Source organism: Microcoleus sp. PH2017_35_SFW_U_B (assembly GCF_020737865.1).
Lineage (GTDB): Bacteria > Cyanobacteriota > Cyanobacteriia > Cyanobacteriales > Microcoleaceae > Microcoleus.
The window spans coordinates 18560-36740 of record NZ_JAEQDE010000071.1 but is presented as its reverse complement, the minus strand read 5'-3'; the positions used below and the strand labels follow the sequence as shown (position 1 = coordinate 36740).

Annotated in this window: 11 protein-coding genes and 1 pseudogene; 5 read left to right on the top strand and 7 right to left on the bottom strand. The window is 47.4% G+C overall.

Annotated features, from left to right (window positions below):
* Positions 1 to 120: 120 nt before the first annotated feature.
* Entirely contained in the window at positions 121 to 1149 is a 1029-nt protein-coding gene (locus JGK36_RS20375; protein ID WP_293175742.1) for a hemerythrin domain-containing protein, read from the top strand.
* A 582-nt stretch (positions 1150 to 1731) separates the two neighbouring features.
* On the opposite strand, the gene JGK36_RS20370 is transcribed toward JGK36_RS20375, so the two are convergent.
* Positions 1732 to 4251, bottom strand: coding sequence for an SdrD B-like domain-containing protein (locus tag JGK36_RS20370; RefSeq protein ID WP_293197834.1), 2520 nt, complete (start codon positions 4249 to 4251; stop codon positions 1732 to 1734).
* A gap of 1054 nt (positions 4252 to 5305) precedes the next feature.
* Entirely contained in the window at positions 5306 to 7225 is a 1920-nt protein-coding gene (locus JGK36_RS20365) for an SdrD B-like domain-containing protein (RefSeq protein ID WP_293175738.1), read from the bottom strand.
* Positions 7226 to 7351: 126 nt separating this feature from the next.
* On the opposite strand from JGK36_RS20365, the gene JGK36_RS20360 reads away from it, so the two are divergent.
* Positions 7352 to 8200 carry a peptidoglycan-binding protein gene (locus JGK36_RS20360; protein ID WP_293197832.1) on the top strand — a complete coding sequence of 283 codons (849 nt, stop codon included), beginning with the start codon at positions 7352 to 7354 and terminating at the stop codon, positions 8198 to 8200.
* Between the two features lie 756 nt (positions 8201 to 8956).
* On the opposite strand, the gene JGK36_RS20355 is transcribed toward JGK36_RS20360, so the two are convergent.
* The 3 genes and pseudogenes from JGK36_RS20355 to JGK36_RS20345 form a co-directional block, all read right to left on the bottom strand.
* On the bottom strand, positions 8957 to 10852 hold the full coding sequence (locus tag JGK36_RS20355) for a DUF1565 domain-containing protein (RefSeq protein WP_293197831.1): 1896 nt from the start codon (positions 10850 to 10852) through the stop codon (positions 8957 to 8959).
* 59 nt (positions 10853 to 10911) lie between these two features.
* A complete protein-coding gene (locus tag JGK36_RS20350) occupies positions 10912 to 11046 on the bottom strand; it encodes a hypothetical protein (RefSeq protein WP_293197830.1) in 135 nt (44 codons plus the stop codon).
* A gap of 39 nt (positions 11047 to 11085) precedes the next feature.
* A pseudogene (locus tag JGK36_RS20345) lies at positions 11086 to 12269 on the bottom strand (RNA-guided endonuclease InsQ/TnpB family protein).
* A gap of 100 nt (positions 12270 to 12369) precedes the next feature.
* Here JGK36_RS20345 and JGK36_RS20340 point away from each other — a divergent pair.
* Together JGK36_RS20340 and thiS are read left to right on the top strand one after the other, a co-directional pair.
* Positions 12370 to 13452, top strand: a complete 1083-nt coding sequence (locus JGK36_RS20340; RefSeq protein ID WP_293197829.1) for a thiamine phosphate synthase — start codon at positions 12370 to 12372, stop codon at positions 13450 to 13452.
* Between the two features lie 99 nt (positions 13453 to 13551).
* The gene (gene thiS, locus JGK36_RS20335) at positions 13552 to 13764 is read left to right on the top strand and encodes a sulfur carrier protein ThiS (protein ID WP_293144517.1); all 213 of its coding nucleotides are present in this window, start codon (positions 13552 to 13554) and stop codon (positions 13762 to 13764) included.
* 390 nt (positions 13765 to 14154) lie between these two features.
* On the opposite strand, the gene rpmA is transcribed toward thiS, so the two are convergent.
* Positions 14155 to 14442, bottom strand: coding sequence for a 50S ribosomal protein L27 (gene rpmA, locus JGK36_RS20330; RefSeq protein WP_193973153.1), 288 nt, complete (start codon positions 14440 to 14442; stop codon positions 14155 to 14157).
* Positions 14443 to 14470: 28 nt separating this feature from the next.
* Complete coding sequence (gene rplU / locus JGK36_RS20325) at positions 14471 to 14863, bottom strand: 50S ribosomal protein L21 (protein ID WP_293175726.1); 393 nt, start codon at positions 14861 to 14863, stop codon at positions 14471 to 14473.
* 417 nt (positions 14864 to 15280) lie between these two features.
* On the opposite strand from rplU, the gene JGK36_RS20320 reads away from it, so the two are divergent.
* Complete coding sequence (locus tag JGK36_RS20320; RefSeq protein ID WP_293201077.1) at positions 15281 to 18109, top strand: pentapeptide repeat-containing protein; 2829 nt, start codon at positions 15281 to 15283, stop codon at positions 18107 to 18109.
* Positions 18110 to 18181 lie beyond the last annotated feature (72 nt).

Here is an 18181-nt window from a genome sequence, read left to right as displayed (position 1 = left end):
AAAGTCAATAGGTTGCGCGGGATATTAATGAATCAGTCGGGAGAAAGAGGGAGTAATCAGAATATTTCCATAAATTAAAAGATGTAAGAACACTAAAGACATCGAGAGGAGAAACGACAGATGGTAGCTACCCTTGAAGATACCAAGCGCCAAGCGATCGCGATGAAATTAGCAGACATGAAAGCACTGCAAAACCTGCTGATCGCCAACGAGCAATTGTTCATCAATTCCTGCAACGACTCCGAACTGTGCGATCGCTTCCGGGATATGCTGGAGGACGATCGCAAAAACATGGGCGTATTGGAAACCACGATCGTCCAATACGGGATTCAATCCGAACCCAAAGAAACCACCACAAAAATGATCGAAGAAATTCAGAAACTCATGGAAGGTTCTGAACTCACAATGTTTGAAAAAGTCGGTCAGCACGAACTGCTCAAACACAAACAAACAATGGCCGGCTTGTTAATTCACAAAGCCGCTCAAGTAGTTGGCGCCGACATCGAAGCCGCCATTACTCCCCTCAACACAGTTAACTTTGAAAACCGCGCCCACCAAGAACAACTCAAAGGAGTTCTCGAAATTTTAGGAGTGCGCGAACTCACCGGAAAAGACCCCGATCAAGGCGTTTGGGCCCGCGTCCAAGACGCAATGGCTGCGATGACCGGCATCATCGGCGGTGCAGTTACCCGCACCAAAGAGGAGATGAACATCACCGAAATCATCTCCATGGATCACCGCAAAGTCGATACCATATTCATGGAAATCGAAAAAACCGACAATCCTCAAAAACTGCAAGAATTCTTCGGTCAACTTTACAAAGACTTAAGCGTTCATGCAGAAGCCGAAGAACAAATTGTCTATCCCGCAGTTCGCAGCTACTACAGCGATACCCAAGAACTGTACGACGAGCAAGCAGCAATGAAGCAAATGCTCGCCCAAATCAAGGCTCTCAACCCCAGTTCTTCTGATTTCAAAGCTCAAATCCAACAGCTAAAAAAAGCGGTTCAGGATCACGTTAAGGAAGAAGAAAACGATATGTTCCCTCAAATTCGCCGCAACCTGAGCGAAGCACAAATGGAACAAATGGCTACTCAATTCAAAGAAGCCAAGAGTACAATTCAGCAAGAAATGGCTGGCATTAGCTAATTGAGCAGCGAGCTAATTTCAATTCTAGCTAAAGCTAGAAAACAGCTCAACTGCAACCTATCAATCCCGCCACCAAGATGGCGGGATTACTATTTTAAAAAGCAGGAAAAAAGAAATATGAGGACTAAAGTCCTCAGTACAAACTTAAAAACAAGGTTTGTAGTAAGGAATTTAGTCCTTCTTAAAAACAAGGTTTGTAGTAAGGAATTTAGTCCTTCCTAACCATTAACTACAGATCCGCCGTTGGGATGCAAAATTTTACCTGTGATATAAATAAAGGTTTTGTGGCGGCGGGGAATCGTTCTTTTTGCCGATCGCAGTCTACTATAGCAATCCTAAATCATTTGTGTAATTCTTGTAGGGGCAATCCGACCCCTACTCCCCGTGGTTGCCCAATCTCAGAGGGCGGGCACTCTTGGCACCGCCCCTACATATCTGTATTAATCATTTAGGATTGCTATACTAAAGACAGTTTGTGCGATCGGCAAAAAAGTAAACTGCACCCCAAAACAATGTTTGACGTGCAGTTTAAACTAGCTAATTACTAATAGTTGAGTTTCAAACTAGAAACCCAACTTCAGATTAGAACACTTGGATTGGAGCAGGAGCAGCCAACAGCCAATCCTCAGACTTATCTTGTGTAGTTGCAAAAGTCAGCGAACTCGCTGTTTTCAAGGCCTCAAGATCGTCAAAGTTGGTAACAACTCCACTCGATGCGACGAATTCAGCGATACTGCTGGCTGTCACTGTAGCATCGGCACTGCCACCGTTAGTCAAAGGATCGTTGCTAACTGTAGCATCCATATCCGTACCGCCGGTCACTAGATCCAAGCTAGAAGCAGTTCTTGCTGGAGTCGCTACTGGCGCCGAAGGCGTAGTATTGGGTCCCGGCACGTTAAAGGTAACAGGATTAGGCCCTGTCCGGATCGGGAACGGGTTGGGCACGTTCGGATCGTCGAAAACTTCCAAAACCGAGTAAGTAGCCGGGAACAAATTCGGGAATAGAGCAATCCCTTGTGCGTTCGTTCTCACCAAAGGCTCAGTGGCGGCATCGTAACGATTGTTCCGGTTCAAATCCAAAGTAAATGGAACATTAGCCAGACGAGGTTCGGTTCCGTCTTGTACGCCGTTGCGGTTGTCGTCTCGGAATTTGGGAACTAACAAATCATAGCGGCGAGAGTTACCAATCAAAGCGCAAGTAAAGGTTTGATTGGGGCCCAAAACGATATTGAGCGGTTGAGTCGTCTGGAAGAAACCAGGAGGAGGTACTTCTCGCAGGTTGTAAGTACCGGGACGCAAATTTCTGAAAGCAAAAGTACCAAACTGATCGCTAGTGGTAGTTGCTTCCCCTGCATCCAGGGCGCCGTTGTTATTGGTATCGAGAAAAACAGTAACGCCGCTAATCGCCGGTTCGTTTCCGTCTCGATAGCCATTCAAGTTAAAGTCCTCGAATTTGCAACCAGTGATGTTGCTATTCGGTGTATTGGCAAAAGTAACGTTAGCGTCCTGAGTGCCTAGAGTTACCGGAACACCAGCAGTTGTCGAAGCCGAGAAACCAGCCGGTACGACTTCCCGCACCGTGTAATTGCCCAGTTGCAAGTTGGTAAATGCTCCTCTTCCTTGAGCATTCGTCTGTATTTGTTGTTCTCCGGCCTCAGGAGTGCCATTATTGTTGGTGTCTAGGAAGACAGTGACACCGCTAATTGGTGCTTCACCCTGAATAGGCTCGAAGCGACCGTTTCCGTTCAGGTCATTGTATTTGAATACAGTGATGTTAGGTAGAGTGTTTCCCACACCAGAATTACTTCCATTCCCAGTATTAGCTCCCACAGGAGTAAAGATAACTGCTGGTGAGGGGTTAGTCGCTGGGAAAGGTAAAGGGGTGTTGGCAAAAATCGGCCGCTCGCCTGTGGCCGCGATCGATCTTTCCCCAGCCTGTTGAACGCCGTCGCGGTTGGTATCTACGAATTTAGGGTCGTTTGGTTTCAGTGTATAGGTTGAATCTGTTACCAAGATCGGTTGCTCTCTGCTGATCGTACCCTGGAACCGTGCTTGCGGGCCTGGTGCCGAAACCAGAGCGGGGTTAGGAGTAGTTGCCACTGGAGCATTGAGGTTGCCTGGGGCGCCACCACCGGGCAGTGTCGCTGGAAAAATTTCCAAGACAGAGTAATTGGCAGCTCTCAAATCCCTGAAGGTAGCAACTCCGTTTACATCGGTGATAGCGATGGGTTCTGAGGCTTGATCCCAGCGACCGTTCCCGTTCAAATCTAAAATGAAGGGTACGTTAGCAATGGGGGGTTCAAAAACTCCATTGACCACATTTCGCGTGCCACTGCGGTCATTGTCCCGAAATTTGTTAATTTCAATTTGATAGAGGGGAGTGTCGCCAACTTGAGCGCAGGCAAAGGTTTGACCGGGGGCTACCGTTACGTCGAGTACAGGGATGTTGTTGGGTGGGGTGCTTTGGGGGAAATCTCTTTCTAGGGGTTCTCCGTTGATACCGTTGACTCGTTCTTCCCGAACTCTGTATGTTCCAGGTGTTACATTAAACGACCACGAACCATTTTTGTCTGATAATGTGTTAAGTTCCCCTGCATCTAATCGGCCGTTGGGGACGCTGCCGTTGCTGCCATCAAGATATATCCTGACATTTTTAATCCCCGGTTCATTCCCGTCTCGAAAGCCGTCGGCATCTATGTCTAAGTATTTGCATCCAACAATCCGGCTGCCCACAAGCTGGGTGTTGCCAAAGAAAACGTTGGTGTTTGTGTTTCCAACAGTAACAGCGAGGGGATTCGGAGTCGTGGTACGGAAACCAGCCGGTACTGTTGTTTCTGTGACTACGTAGTTGCCGGGAACCAGATTTATGAACGAGAACCCTCCGTTAGCGTCTGTAAGGACGGAGATATCGCCTGTATCTAATCGGCCGTTGCTGCCGATCGCAGGTTCGAGGAGAATGGGAATGTTTGCCAGACCTGGTTCATTTGCCTGTCTGATCCCATCCGCGTTCAAGTCATTGAACTTGATACCTAAAATTGCCGGGCCTGTATTCCCAACCTGTAATTGCTGGGCAATCCGCTCTTCGCTAGTTAAATTTGCCATGATTTCTCTCCTTCACACCTAAATCCACGTAAATTACAGACTACTGTATGGGTTTGTCAATAGCTGAGTAGTTTTTGCTAGTCGCTGACAATTGCCACTCGATTTTACATACGTCTGTGCTTGAGGTAATGTTCCCCATCTCACACAACAATGCCTCAAGCTTTGTCGCTGGCCAGTATATCAGGTTTTGAAGAGCCCTGGCAATTTGAGGGCAACATCTTTAAGATTTGCACGCCTTCTCTCTCCGTACATACTTGCTGGTTTGAGCTCTAAAAAGGCCTTGATTGAGTGCTCCAGCCGATCGCAAGTCGGGCGGCATCGTTCAGGTTTGTCATGGTTTGCTGTAAACAGACGATCGCAGGCTCTGGGATTGCCTCTTCACAACAAGCTCTTCACAACAAGCTTTAGACCGATCGAGCTACCGGACTGGATATGATTTGCTTTCCCTGAAAATATGCCGATCGGGGTTAGGGGAACTGTCTGATAGTTTCTGACTTACGCTCAATGCTACAGATACATTTAACCCGGCAAATCCAGGACTAAGCCTGATACTACCGTGTATGGCAAGACAGAAAAAGCTGCAAGCTCTCCTGTCAAGGAGGTATCTCTCAAAGCTTTCAACAAGATATTGAAAGCGCCATTTGAATTTATGTCCACACTTTGAACGGGTTTTTGATATGTATTCTTCCGTTATGCCTACTACAAAACTGCCATATTTAACAGCTTGATGCTTCAACATTTCCTGGAAACGATAATGACTCAAAGTGACCATGCTCTTAGCTGTTTTAGTCGCTAAAGCATTTTTTTTCTCAATCTACACTACCAGCTTTTACCTAATTATTCAAGAAGTTTCTAGAAAATCATTTACTTTGTATCAACAGCCTCTGAAATATTTCACCCAATATACAACAAGCCAGCTTCGGGGTTCCCGGAACTTACGCTTGAGTCTTGGACGCTGCCAAGAATAGGGTATCACGCGATCGCCCTTTAATCTGTTCCTGATTTTTATTTGCAGTTTGGCATTCCGGGCGATCGAGCTTTATTCAAAACTAAATCACCTACCCGAACGAGTTTCCAGATCCCAATTAATTAATTCATTGGTCTTGACAAATCCGGCGATTTGTGGACTAGGCTCCCAAATGACATTTTGTTGCCCAAAGTTAGGAATATTGCCTACATTCGCGGCAGGTCGATCGAGCAAAAGATCGCTAATTTGATAACTATCGCGACCCGCGATCGCCAGCGAGGTATCCGCCCCCATATTGCCTACAGGTTCGCCCCCATAGCTAGCATCCGTCAGCGGGTCGCCTTTCAAGGATTTAGCCGATGGCTTACGCCCCGCTACGCTACGACTTTCAGGATCTCCAGTCAGCAAATCGATGCTGCTAGCCCGAACATCTGCCGAGACAACCACCAGCGCAGGCGGAGTTGTTTGAATGAAACCGGGCGGCGGAACTTCCCTAATGATGTAACTACCTACCGGAACATTGCGGAAACTGTAATTGCCCTGACTGTCGCTAAAGTTACTGGCTTCGCCCGGATCTAAACGGCTGTTGTTATTGAGGTCAATGTAAATTTGGGTATTGGCGATCGGCGGTTCCCCGGGGTCTAGGCGGCCGTTGGCATTAAAATCGTTAAATTTCACACCGCTAATCGTACCAGTCACCAACACGTTGCCAAAGCTGAGATTGGTGGCATTTGTGCCGTTACCCACGGCGATCGGAGTCGGATTTGGCGTAGTTTGTCGGAAACCGGGCTGCGGGACTTCCCTCACCGAATAAATGCCTTGGGGCAAGTTGATAAAAGAGAAATTACCTTGGGGGTTTGTTAAAGTCGAAGGTTCGTTGGGATCTCGGACATTGTTGTTGTTGGTGTCGAGGTAAATCGGCCAGTTGGCAACTCTCGGTTCAGTCGGTTCGTTGACACCGTTAGCGTTGAGGTCGTTGAACTTAAAGCCGCTGATGCTGCCGGTGGGGAAATTGTTGCCGAAATTGACCCCGACAGCGTTGGTATTGCCCGTAATGTCGATCGACCCTGGATTTGGCGTAGTCTGTATCCATCCCGGTTGCTGAACTTCCCTCACCAAATACCGGCCCGGGGAAACATTGGCAAAAGTGTAGTTGCCTTGGGGGTTTGTGATGGTATTGGGTTCCCCCGGATCTAACCTGTTGTTGGCGTTGAGGTCGAGGTAAATTTGCCAGTTAACCAGAGGCGGATCTGTCGCGTCTCGGACACTGTTGGCATTGAGGTCATTGTATTTGAGACCGCTGATGCTGCCGACAAAAAACACATTGCCAAAGTTAATATCTGTGGTGGTCACATTGGAAGTAACGTTAACCGGGCCCGGGTCGGGGGTAGTTTGGCGAAAACCCGGTTGCTGGACTTCTCTCACCAAATATGTATTTGCAGGAATATTGACAAAAGCGTAATTCCCTTGAAGGTTTGTAATAGTAGAAGGTTCGCCACCGTCTAGCCGATTGTTGCGGTTGAGGTCGAGGTAAATCTGCCAGTTAGCTAGGGGCGGTTCCCCCGGATCGAGGCGAGCATTGCTGTTGATGTCGTTGAATTTTGTACCTGCGATCGTCCCAGCGTTGAAATTATTGCCAAAATTAATATTGCTAGCATTTGTCCCGCTGGTTATTGTTATGGGTGCGGGATTCGGGGTAGTTTGGCGAAAGTTCGGCTGCTGGACTTCCCTAACTTGATAAGTTCCCGGTGGCAGGTTGGCAAAGATGTAGTTGCCTTGGGCGTTGGTGAGGGTCGAAGGTTCACCGCCGTCGATCCGGTTGTTGTTGTTGAGGTCGAGGTAGATTTGCCAGTTGGGAATTGGCACATCACTGCCGTCGGGCCGCCCGTTGGCGTTGAAGTCGTTGTATTTGTTGCCGCTGATGCTGCCGACTTGGAAGTTGCCGATGTTGACATTGCCGATGTCTATTTGGCTAGCGGTTCTGGTGGGGTTGCTGGATTCGGTCATGGTGTTGGTGGGGCCCAATGAACGCGGTTTAATCTTTGCTCTACGGCAATCTAGCAGTTTTTTTGCCAATTGCAGCTATTTTAGGGGATTAATTTTTTTATCAAAGGGAAGGACTGGGAATCAAAAATGCCCTCTGGGCCCAGAGGGCCCGATGCCCGATGCCCGATGCCCGATGCCCCATGCCCCATGCCCGATGCCCCATGCCCCATGCCCCATCCCTCCGCTTCGCTCCGCCCAATTTTTGCCAGATTTGATGTACGATCGCTACCAAGTTTTGTATCGGTCGAATTTCCCATGTCCCAAAACCTGACAGCAAGCTGGAATAAAGCCCGCGAAGTTCCGAGTTTACTCCTCGGCTGGAGTTTGTGCGGTTTATTGGCACTGGGCGCGATCGCCTCTACTCCTGCTAATGCACAGCTACCAACATCTGAACCAGGCAATAATAACAGCCCGATCGCCCAAACAGGTGCGATCGTCCGCCCCGCGCTCAAAATCGGCAGTCGCGGCTCAGATGTTACCGAACTCCAAGCTGCTCTTAAATTATTGGGATTTTATAACGGCGAGGTAGACGGGATTTTCTCGCAAAGCACCGCTAAAGCTGTGTCTCAGTTTCAGGAAGCAGCAGGCATCGCCCCAGACGGCATAGTCGGTAAAGATACTTGGAACCGGCTGTTTCCAGCGACTCCAGAGGCTAGCGTTGAAAAGCCGATCGCCAACGCTCCTGCAACCCCCGAAAACTCGGAGATTAGCCCTCAACCGCAGCCCACCAATTTTCCTGTTTTGAGAAGACGAATGCGGGGGCCGGCAGTCAGAGAGTTGCAAGAGCGACTGAGGGCCAAGGGATTTTTGCGCGCGAGTGCTGACGGCGTGTTCGGGCGCGAAACTGAAGTTGCTGTCAAGGTTGCTCAACGAAAATATCAACTACCAGCAGACGGCATTGTCGGCCGCGCTACTTGGGAAGCCCTGCTGCGTTGAGAGCAAACAAATCTTGCCGGATATGCACATTGGGAGATCTGGCGATCGTACAAATTGTTAATAATTGCTTTGGGAATTATTTCGGCGCATCAAAAACTGTCAACTTTAGTAAACAAAGTATTCTTAGGCGGGGAGTTGGTGTTAGTTTAAATACATGAGGGGCAGAAACCAAGCAGCACAAAAAACTTGGATAAAAAATTTGAATTAGAGAGTTTGTCCCGCTCGGCTCTAGTTCGCAGGCAACGCCTGAATCGTGTAGTTTATTAGCAGATAAAAGAAAGGTTGATATTGCGCTCGGAATTTGTGAAATAGCTTGAGGCGATTTGAGAAATCGACAGTTATCAAGTTAAAATTGCGATCGCACAATCAAACACAGAAGTCTGAATAGGCTCCGCTAATAGCTAGCTCGATCGCAGAGCAGTTGCCAAAAAGTCCACCTTAGTAGTAGTTGTTTGCTGAATTTCAGCAGAGCTAAAAACCCACTTGAATCAATTTAACTCACAAATGTTTTAGGGTCTGGCATCCGATATGCTAGGCCCTAAAATAGTTGACAGTTGACAGTTGACAGTTGACAGTTGGTAGTGGACAGTTGACAAACTAATAGACCTCTTGCAAAAGTTCTTTTAATAAAATTTTGGAACGGGCAAGATGCCCGTTTCACAAGAAAAAACATTTTTTTTGGAACGGGCATCTTGCCCGTCCTAGTTATTTTTGGAAGATATCAACTGACAACTGACAACTGTCAACTGTCAACTGTCATTTGATATCTTCGATCCGAGCATTCAAGCCATTAGCGGTGAGAATTTGTAGCAATTCTTCAGCTTTTTCGCGTTCTTGAAAAACACCAGCTTGAATCACCGATCGCCCGTTGGTAAAAGTCCGAAAAGCATCGGGAACCAAAGATAGCATTTTTTGTCGATCGCCCGAACTCTCGGCATCCACCACAACTCGATACCGGAAACCTAAAGCAGAAGCTCGATCGACTGACGGCGAATTTTCGGAATCGGGCAGAGAATTCCCCCCTAAACCAGCGGGTACGTAGCCACCCCTTCCTAGAGGAATGTTGCGGCCCGGAACCGGCAATTTACCCTCGGAAGTAATCGCACTCGAACTATCAAAATTGGGCGGAATCATTGGTTGTTGTACCGAACTTTCTCGAACGGATCTAGCATCTGGATCGGGTACAGGAATTGCGATCGCCCCTGTTCCTTCAGCAGCAGCATCGGCGTTTCTCGGAGGAAGCAGAGGCCGCAACTGAGTGCTGGCGGGTGCCGGTCGCCTGGAAACTGGCGCTGGTGGCGCAATTGGCGCTCTTTCAACCCTGGGAGTTAATCGCCCGGGAGTGTAAGCAGGGAGAGAAGTTTCTGGGCCGCCGATACTCGAAGGTCGATCGACCCTTAGCTGCAAAGCAGTTCCCGCAATGGGTGGAGGCGGGCTAAAAGTTCCCGCCACATCAACCGATCCCGTTGTCCGATTGCTCAACAATTGATTGCCGTAAGCGGGGATTACTTGACCTTTCGCCGCATTGTTTATATCGTACTGGCCGTTATTGCGAATCACATTCCCCCCCGGTTCCGCCGAAGTTCCCAAATCTGGCAGAGCTCTGGATATCGCCACAATTCCATCTCGGCGATTGCTTTCGATATAATTGTTGCGAAGTATCGGTCTGGCATCAGCTTGCACCACCACGCCGTCTTTATTCCGAGTAATTTTGTTGCCGATTAACAAAGGCGAAGCGTTCTGGGCGACATTCACCCCAAATCCGGTGTCTTCAAACACATTATCTCGAACTTCCGGGCGAGACTCCCCAAAAATCGTAATCCCGTTAGCTCCATTTTTCGAGAAAAAATTCCCGCCAATCGTCGGCCTTCCAGTACCAACTACCGAAATGCCGTCGTGAGTGCTACCTGAAAAAGTATTGTTAACAACCGTCGGAGAACTCGATTCGATCCACAAAGCGTAACCGCGATAGTTGGTATTTGTTACCGTCACCCCGCTGAGTCCTGCCCCGTCTGCGCCTAAAATCGCGATATTTTGACCAGCCGAAGTCGGACTGATAAACTCTCCTCCGCCTTTGATGACAATATTTTGGCCGCGAGTGTTGGGATTTCCTTGAACAGTCACGCTGGGCCTGAGCATTAATGGAAATTTTTCGCCGCTTTGAGCGCTGTAAGTACCGGGCGCTAGTAAAATCGCGGTTTTCGGCGGGGCGACGCTGAGGGCGTAGGTGAGGGTTTTGAACGGCGCTCCATCGCTGCCATTACCTGCTGTGTCGCTGCCACCGCTGGAACTCACGTAGAGTATGTTAATGTCGCTGTCTGGCGCTTGGGAAAGTAGCTGCACGGAGCCAGTCTCGACAGCGATCGCCGAGGATTGAGGGTGGCAAAAAGCCGTGCTGGCAAAGACGAGGAGCAGGCAAGAACTTAAACTCTTGCTTGGCAATCGACTTTTTTTGCACTTGCTCTGTTTGGAATTTAGGATCATAAAAAAACACAATTTATCTTTGAGCCAAATTTCGCATCCCGTGTTTCGTGTCGGGTTTGCGCGATCGCAGTTTAATGTCACCCACCTGCTGGGGTTTTCTGCTGTTAATCTTTTGTTTTGTCCTGCTAACCTAACGGCTTTCCTCCGAAGTGTGGTATGCAGCTTCACGATTCCACTCTGATCAAGTTTGCTCTATTATGCTTTGTTTTCTTGAAATGCCATAAAACTTAAAAATTTGTCAAATTTAGATCGGTTGATGGCAGAATTAGGTCGATCGCCTTCACCACAATCTTGAGGGCATGGGAGAATGTAGCAGTTTGACCGCTAGCACTTAGTTTAATCAAGGTGGTTCTGATTGACATCCTCCCCGCCTTCTTAACGGCGAGGATTCCTAAGCATCACTACTTAGGTTTCTGCTTCTTCCCTTTGAGGGGTTTCGCACCAGCCTTAACAGATTTACTCTGTTCGGGTCTGACGGTCGCTCCACAGACTGATACGGCAAGTCCTGCCGCCAAAATGTTTTTTGCCGCATTGATATCTCGATCGTGGTGCGTTTTACACTGAGGGCAATCCCACTCCCTGATATTCAACGGCAGATTTTCAACGATGTGACCGCAATTGCCACACCGTTTTGAACTCGGAAACCATCTGTCAATCTTGATTAAAGTACGACCGTACCAATCGCACTTGTATTCAAGTTGCCTGACCAATTCACCCCAACTTGCATCGCTTATAGCTAGGGCTAGTTTCCGGTTCTTGACCATATTCTTCACAGCTAAATTCTCGACGGCGATGGTTTGGTTCTCGCGCACCAACCGCGTTGTTAACTTGTGAAGGTTATCTTTTCTTGCATCGGCGATTTCTTGATGCACTCTCGCTACTTTAATCCGTGCTTTGTCTCGGTTGTTTGACCCTTTGAGCTTTCGGTTTAAAGCTTTATGCGCTCTTCTCAACTTGCGATATTTTACCTTGAATCCTTTGGGATTGGCAATCTTTTCGCCCGTACTAAGAGCAAGTAAACTTGTAATGCCCAAGTCAATACCAACTTGATTGCCTGAAGGAGGTAACGCCTCAATCTCAACATCCACCAATAGAGAAACCGACCACCTGCCAGACGGGGAAAGCTTTACGGTGATAGTTGATGGTGTCGCACTCGTCGGCAATGTTCGGCTCCAGCGAATAGGCAATGCTTGCGCGCATTTTGCTAAATAGACTTGTCCATTCTTGAACTTAAATGCCGACTTGGTGAACTCTGCACTACCACCGTTTCGTTTTTTTTTAAGTTAGGATACTTTGCCCGCCCATCAAAAAAGTTAGTGTAAGCAGTTTGTAAGTGACGCAAACACTGCTGTAACGGTACGCAACTAACTTCGTTGAGAAAATCTAGTTCTTCAGTTTTCTTCCATTCTGTTAGCATACTAGAAGTCTCAGCATACCCTACTCGTTTTTGGTCTTTGTACCATGCCTCGGTTCTTACAGCCAAGGCACGGTTATATACTAAACGAGCGCAACCCATTGTCCGTCGCAACAAACTTTCTTGTTCCGGCGTTGGGTAGAATGGATAGCTGAAGGCTTTTAGTGTCATATTTACAGTCTAGCATTTCGATTGTGATATTACGCTAGACTCAATGTAAAATCTTTGTAAAGCCGTCGTAGAACGACGGGGTTTCTACCAATTTTTCTGAATGACCGAGAAACAAAACAGAACTTTACCGGCACAGCCAGCCCTCTGCCGGATTTTAGATGCAAATCTAGATCGATCGCGCGAAGGGTTGAGAATTATTGAAGAATGGTGCAGGTTTGGTCTCAACAGCGCCGATTTAGCTGGCGAGTGCAAGCAACTGCGCCAGGAATTGGCTTTTTGGCACACCCCAGAATTACGCAGCGCTAGGGATACGCCGGCAGATCCGGGTACGGAGTTGACTCACCCGCAGGAAGAACAGCGTGGCAGCATTCAGCAGCTACTGGCGGCGAATTTTTGTCGGGTGGAGGAAGCTTTGCGGGTACTGGAAGAGTACGGTAAAGTTTACGATCCGAATATGGGCAAGGCTTTTAAGCAGATGCGCTATCGAGTGTATACTCTCGAAAGCGATTTGCTGGCTTACCGGCGCTACCAGCAGTTACTTCGATCGCAGTTATACCTTGTAACCTCCCCCAAATACAACTTTTTAACAATCGTGGAAGCTGCTTTGCAAGGCGGAGTGACGTTGGTGCAGTACCGCGACAAAGCCTCAGACGACGGGGTAAAGCTGGCGAATGTGCGGCAGCTTTGCGAACTTTGTCACCGCTACGATGCTTTGTTGATTGTGAACGATCGCGTGGATTTGGCGATCGCCGCGGATGCTGACGGCGTACACTTAGGACAGCAAGATTTGTCTGTAGCGGAAGCGCGCAAGTTGCTCGGCCCGGGACGGATCATCGGTAGTTCCACGACGAATAGCGAAGAAATGCAGCGAGCGATTGATGCGGGAGCAGATTATATTGGAGTTGGGCCAGTTTACGAAACTCCAACGAAGGCAAACAAGCCGGCGACGGGTTTGGACTACGTGCGGTATGCTGCTAGTAAGTCGCCTGTTCCTTGGTTTGCGATCGGCGGAATAGACATCAACAACCTCGATGAAGTATTGAATGCCGGAGCTCAAAGAGTTGCCACAGTGCGATCGATTATGGATGCAGAACAGCCTACTTTAGTCACGCAATTTTTCATCTCGCAGTTGATTCGGATGCAGAATTTGAAAGCTCAGAAAGCTTTGCAGGCGACAACCTAGGTTGATTGGCGATTTATCGGGCGGGTTTCGTGCACGAATTCTGTGGATAAAATATAATTTTTGTACAAAACCCGCCCTGAAACTGATAATATTTGAGTGATGACAAATCAAATTGCGCTGCAAGTTAACGGAGAAAATCGCAATTGTGCGATCGACACACCGTTACCAAAATTACTAGAACAATTAGGATTAAACCCGCGCTTAGTAGCTGTGGAGTACAACGGCGAAATCCTGCACAAACAATTTTGGGAAACCACAAAAATACAACAGGGCGACATCCTAGAAGTTGTGACAATCGTCGGAGGAGGCTAACAGGTACGTAGTTGGGCTTCAGCCCTCTTCCAGGTACGTAGTTGGGCTTCAGCCCTCTTCCAGGTACGTAGTTGGGCTTCAGCCCTCTTCCAGGTACGTAGTTGGGCTTCAGCCCTCTTCCAGGTACGTTGTTGGGCTTCAGCCCTCTTTCGACTTGTAAAAAAAAGCAAATTACTAGCCTAACAACCCCATTTCTGGCTACGTACCTTAATTTGGAGGGCTAAAGCCCAACAACGTACTTAATTTGGAGGGCTAAAGCCCAACAACGTACTTAATTTGGAGGGCTAAAGCCCAACAACGTACTTAATTTGGAGGGCTAAAGCCCAACAACGTACCTGAATTTGGAGGGCTAAATATGAATTCCCAGGCAAAACCCAGGAAGGCATAAAATTAAACTGCTACAGCTTCAGCCACAGGTGCTGCTACAACAGGATAAATACTGACTTTCTTGCGAGTCTTACCCTTTCTTTCAAAAGTCACCACACCATCAACCAAAGCAAAAAGAGTATCATCTCTGCCGATACCAACATTATTACCAGGGTGAACTTTCGTGCCGCGTTGACGAATCAAAATGTTGCCAGCTTTGACAACTTGACCGCCATACTTTTTGACACCCAGACGCTGAGAATTAGAATCGCGTCCGTTACGTGTACTGCCTGTACCTTTCTTGTGGGCCATAGTATCCTCAAACTGTATTTACTATTGTTTATTCTGATTCAATTTCGCCGGTTTGGGGAGCTTCAACAACTTCTTGAGTTAAATCTCTCGCTGCCAAAACAACACCATTGACTGTAATAGAGTCAATCATAAAACGAGTTGTTTCTTGACGGTGCCCTTTTTTCTTCCGAGTTTTCTTTTTCGGCTTCATCTTGTAGACGAGGACTTTGCGGCCCCGGAAATGCCGCAGCACAGTTCCTTCTACTGTGGCATTTTCTACCAGAGGCTGGCCGATGTGAACATCGTCTTCGTGCTGGATCAGAAATACTTTGTCGATCGTGACTTTGGATTCAGCTTCGACGTGAAGCAGTTCGATGTCGTAGAAGCGGCCTGGTTCTACCCGAAATTGTTTGCCGCCGGTTTCAATGATTGCGTAAGTCATGGGATGGTTGTTGAGATTGCCGTACAGGTAGCTGAGTAGTCAGTTGACAGTTGACAGTTGACAGTTGACAGTTGACAGTTGTCAATTGTTAATAACTTTTGGCTGTGGACTGCTCTCCAGCTTTTGGAATGTCTTAACCTGATCCGAGCCGGATTTAGACAGACAATCTACAATTATTGCTGATTCGGGTATTTTTGTCAAGTTAAAACGCACTTGATATTTTCTGATTTGGGACTTACGCATCAAAACCAAAGAAACCGGGTTTTTTCGGAGATCCTTCGTTACAGCCGACATCAAGGGCAAAAACCCGGTTTCTGACCACCTGTGCATAAGTCCTATTTTATTTATTTACGGAATGTTTAGAGAGTTGAATGTAGAATTTCTCAGACTCTCTATTCTAAAGCGCGGCGGGTAAAAATGGCAAATCGCATATTTAAACTCTTAACTACTGATATTAAAGAACTGTGTTCCGCCGAAGCAGCCGAGGGAATCGGAGAAGCAGGAAAAGCAGCCGCTGAATTGGCGAAAATGTTCAAAGAACAAGGGCTAGATAATAGCAATTTGCTGCTAGAAGTTTTGAACTCTCCCTTAGCTCAAGTTGTGGGAACTGGATTGCCATTTGTCGGGATGGCGGCGAAACTGCTAGTATTTTTCATGGAAAAAACTCAAGAGCAGCCGACTTTAGCTGAGTGCATTTTCCTCGTCAGTCAGGCGGCTTATCTCGAAAGTTTTAAGGGATTTATTGAACAAGACGCAAGCTTGTTAAATCGCATCGGGCAAACTCCAGTTTCTGATAAAGTCAAACAGTTGCTTAAGAAACTGGCGGATTTGGAATTGAGCGATAAAGCAGCTAAAGAAACTGTGATTTGCTTCCGCGATTCGATGTTAGCTCAGGAATTTAACCGTTATTTAATCGAAGCTTGGGCAGTTTCCGGCGATGCTATGAAACATCTCGGACAGCCTTCTTTCAGCGAATGGCGGGAGGAACAGCAGAAATATCACAGCATTGATAAATACCTGGAAGATCAGGTTGCTGATAAACCAAAAGAAAAAGTATTTGCTGAAGAGTTTACATTTAAAGATATCTACGTGCCGCTGAAGGCAAAGCCAATTGATAAAAATGGCGATCCTATTGAATATGCAGAAGCTTTCAATTTAGAAACTTGGGCTAAGCAATTGCTTGAGGATAAGGATAAACAAAATTTAGTGATGTTTGTCGAAGCTGGACCGGGACGAGGTAAAAGTGTTTTTTGTCGGATGTTTTCTGACTGGGTGCGGCAACATTTGCATCCAGTTTGGACGCCAGTGTTAATTCGATTGCGAGATATTCCCACATTGCAAAAGAGTTTTCGAGAAACCCTAAAAGATGCAGTTAATGCTGGTTTTGCTAGTGATGACGGCTGGTTGATGGATCGAAACACGCGATATTTTTTTTTCTTGGATGGCTTTGACGAGTTGCTGATGGAAGGGAGAAGCAGCGGCGGTTTAGAGCAATTTCTCAAGCAAGTAGGACAATTTCAACGGGATTGTGAGCAGAGTTCGGAAATGGGACACCGGGTTTTGATTACTGGCAGAACTTTAGCTTTGCAAGGGATTGAAAGGCAAATGCCAGACAACTTGGAGCGAGTCCAAATTCAGGTGATGAATGACGAACTTCAGCAACAGTGGTTGAGCAAGTGGGAAGCCCAATTTGGGGCAGAAAATACCTCAGCTTTTCAGCAGTTTTTGCAAGACGAATGCTGTCCAGAACAGGTAAAATCAGACTTGGCGCGAGAACCGCTATTGCTTTATCTGTTAGCCGCGATGCACCGGGACGGAAGGTTAAAAGTTGAGGATTTTAAAGGAACGGACAGCACTCAAGCAAAAATTTTGATTTACAACCAAGCTGTGAATTGGGTACTCACGGAACAGCGCTCTAAATGGCTCAATCGCAATTTGACAGAATTGGAAACAGAGGATTTGCGGCGCATCCTGACAGAAGCAGGGTTGTGCGTGGTGCAGTCGGGAGTGGAATCCGCTCATGTAGCGATGATTGAGGAACGATTGAAATCAGACAACTCGGTTAAAACTTTACTTGAAGAAGCACAAAAACAGATTGGCGATAATCCCCTGAGAAATGCTTTGGCGGTTTTTTATCTTCAGCAAGGCAGTAAAGACGGTTCTGTGGAGTTTGTACACAAGAGTTTTGGTGAATTTCTGTGTGCAGAACGATTGAAAGAAAGTCTGGAAGAGTGGACGGAACCGGGAAAGAAAGGTAGAGGATTTAATACTAAAGACTCTGATATGGACTGGGAGATTTATGATTTGTTGGGTTATGGAGCGCTGACGGAAGAGATTGTGGAATATTTGATGGGGTTGCTAACAACTCCGGCTGTTGCAGGGGAGGAAAGTCCGTTTCGCCCTGTGGAGTTATTCGAGCGTTTGGAAGATTTTTATCTGCGGTGGTGCGAGGGGGAATTTAGTGATGCGCCGCCGGAAAGTTTGCCTCAGAAGAAAATGCGCTTACTGCGAGAGCAATTGAAAACCCAAGATTTAGGACAACGACAAATAGATGTTTATGCTGGTTTGAATGTGATGATTTTGCTCTTTGAGTTGCACCGTTACGGTCAGGAGAAAGATGAATTAAAAGGCAAAATGGTGTTTTATCCTTGCGCTAAACTGAATGCTGAAGGTAAACTTGACGATGCAAGTCGGTTGTTTCGTATCATTGGTTATAGCTATTGTGTTGGGGATTTTGGTTTTTTCCAAACAGTTGGAAGATTCCTCAGTGGCGCAAACCTCAGCGGCGCAAACCTCAGTGGCGCAAACCTCAGCGGCGCAAACCTCAGCCGCGCAAACCTCAGCGGTGCAGACCTCAGCGGTGCAAACCTCAGCCGCGCAAACCTCAGCGGTGCAGACCTCAGCGGTGCAAACCTCAGCCGCGCAAACCTCAGTGGCACAAAGCTCGGCAACGCAGACCTCAGCCGCGCAAAGCTCAGTGGTGCAGACCTCAGCGGTGCAAACCTCAGTCGCGCATATCTCAGCCACGCATACCTCATTGGCGTAAACCTCAGTCGCGCAATCCTCAGTGGTGCAAACCTCATCGACACAATCCTCAGTGGCGCAAACCTCAGCTGCACAATCCTCAGCGATCGCACTTTTGGAGATATCCAATGGGATGAAAATACCAAGTGGGAGAATATTCGAGGTTTAGATATAACCGTTAATGTGCCAGAAGGGTTAAAGCAACAGCTAGGAATGCAGTAGAAACATTTTTCAAGGCTTGGCGGATCATTTTTATGAACAGGCAAGATGCCTGTTCCACAAAGAGTGGATTTT

Bases quoted from the DNA above. Each gene is read 5' to 3' on its own strand.
- JGK36_RS20320 (WP_293201077.1), top strand. From the start codon at position 15,281: ATGGCAAATCGCATATTTAAACTCTTAACTACTGATATTAAAGAACTG.
- JGK36_RS20375 (WP_293175742.1), top strand. From the start codon at position 121: ATGGTAGCTACCCTTGAAGATACCAAGCGCCAAGCGATCGCGATGAAA.
- JGK36_RS20365 (WP_293175738.1), bottom strand. From the start codon at position 7,225: ATGACCGAATCCAGCAACCCCACCAGAACCGCTAGCCAAATAGACATC.
- JGK36_RS20370 (WP_293197834.1), bottom strand. From the start codon at position 4,251: ATGGCAAATTTAACTAGCGAAGAGCGGATTGCCCAGCAATTACAGGTT.
- rpmA (WP_193973153.1), bottom strand. From the start codon at position 14,442: ATGGCCCACAAGAAAGGTACAGGCAGTACACGTAACGGACGCGATTCT.
- rplU (WP_293175726.1), bottom strand. From the start codon at position 14,863: ATGACTTACGCAATCATTGAAACCGGCGGCAAACAATTTCGGGTAGAA.
- JGK36_RS20360 (WP_293197832.1), top strand. From the start codon at position 7,352: ATGCCCTCTGGGCCCAGAGGGCCCGATGCCCGATGCCCGATGCCCGAT.
- JGK36_RS20350 (WP_293197830.1), bottom strand. From the start codon at position 11,046: ATGTCAATCAGAACCACCTTGATTAAACTAAGTGCTAGCGGTCAAACT.
- thiS (WP_293144517.1), top strand. From the start codon at position 13,552: ATGACAAATCAAATTGCGCTGCAAGTTAACGGAGAAAATCGCAATTGT.
- JGK36_RS20340 (WP_293197829.1), top strand. From the start codon at position 12,370: ATGACCGAGAAACAAAACAGAACTTTACCGGCACAGCCAGCCCTCTGC.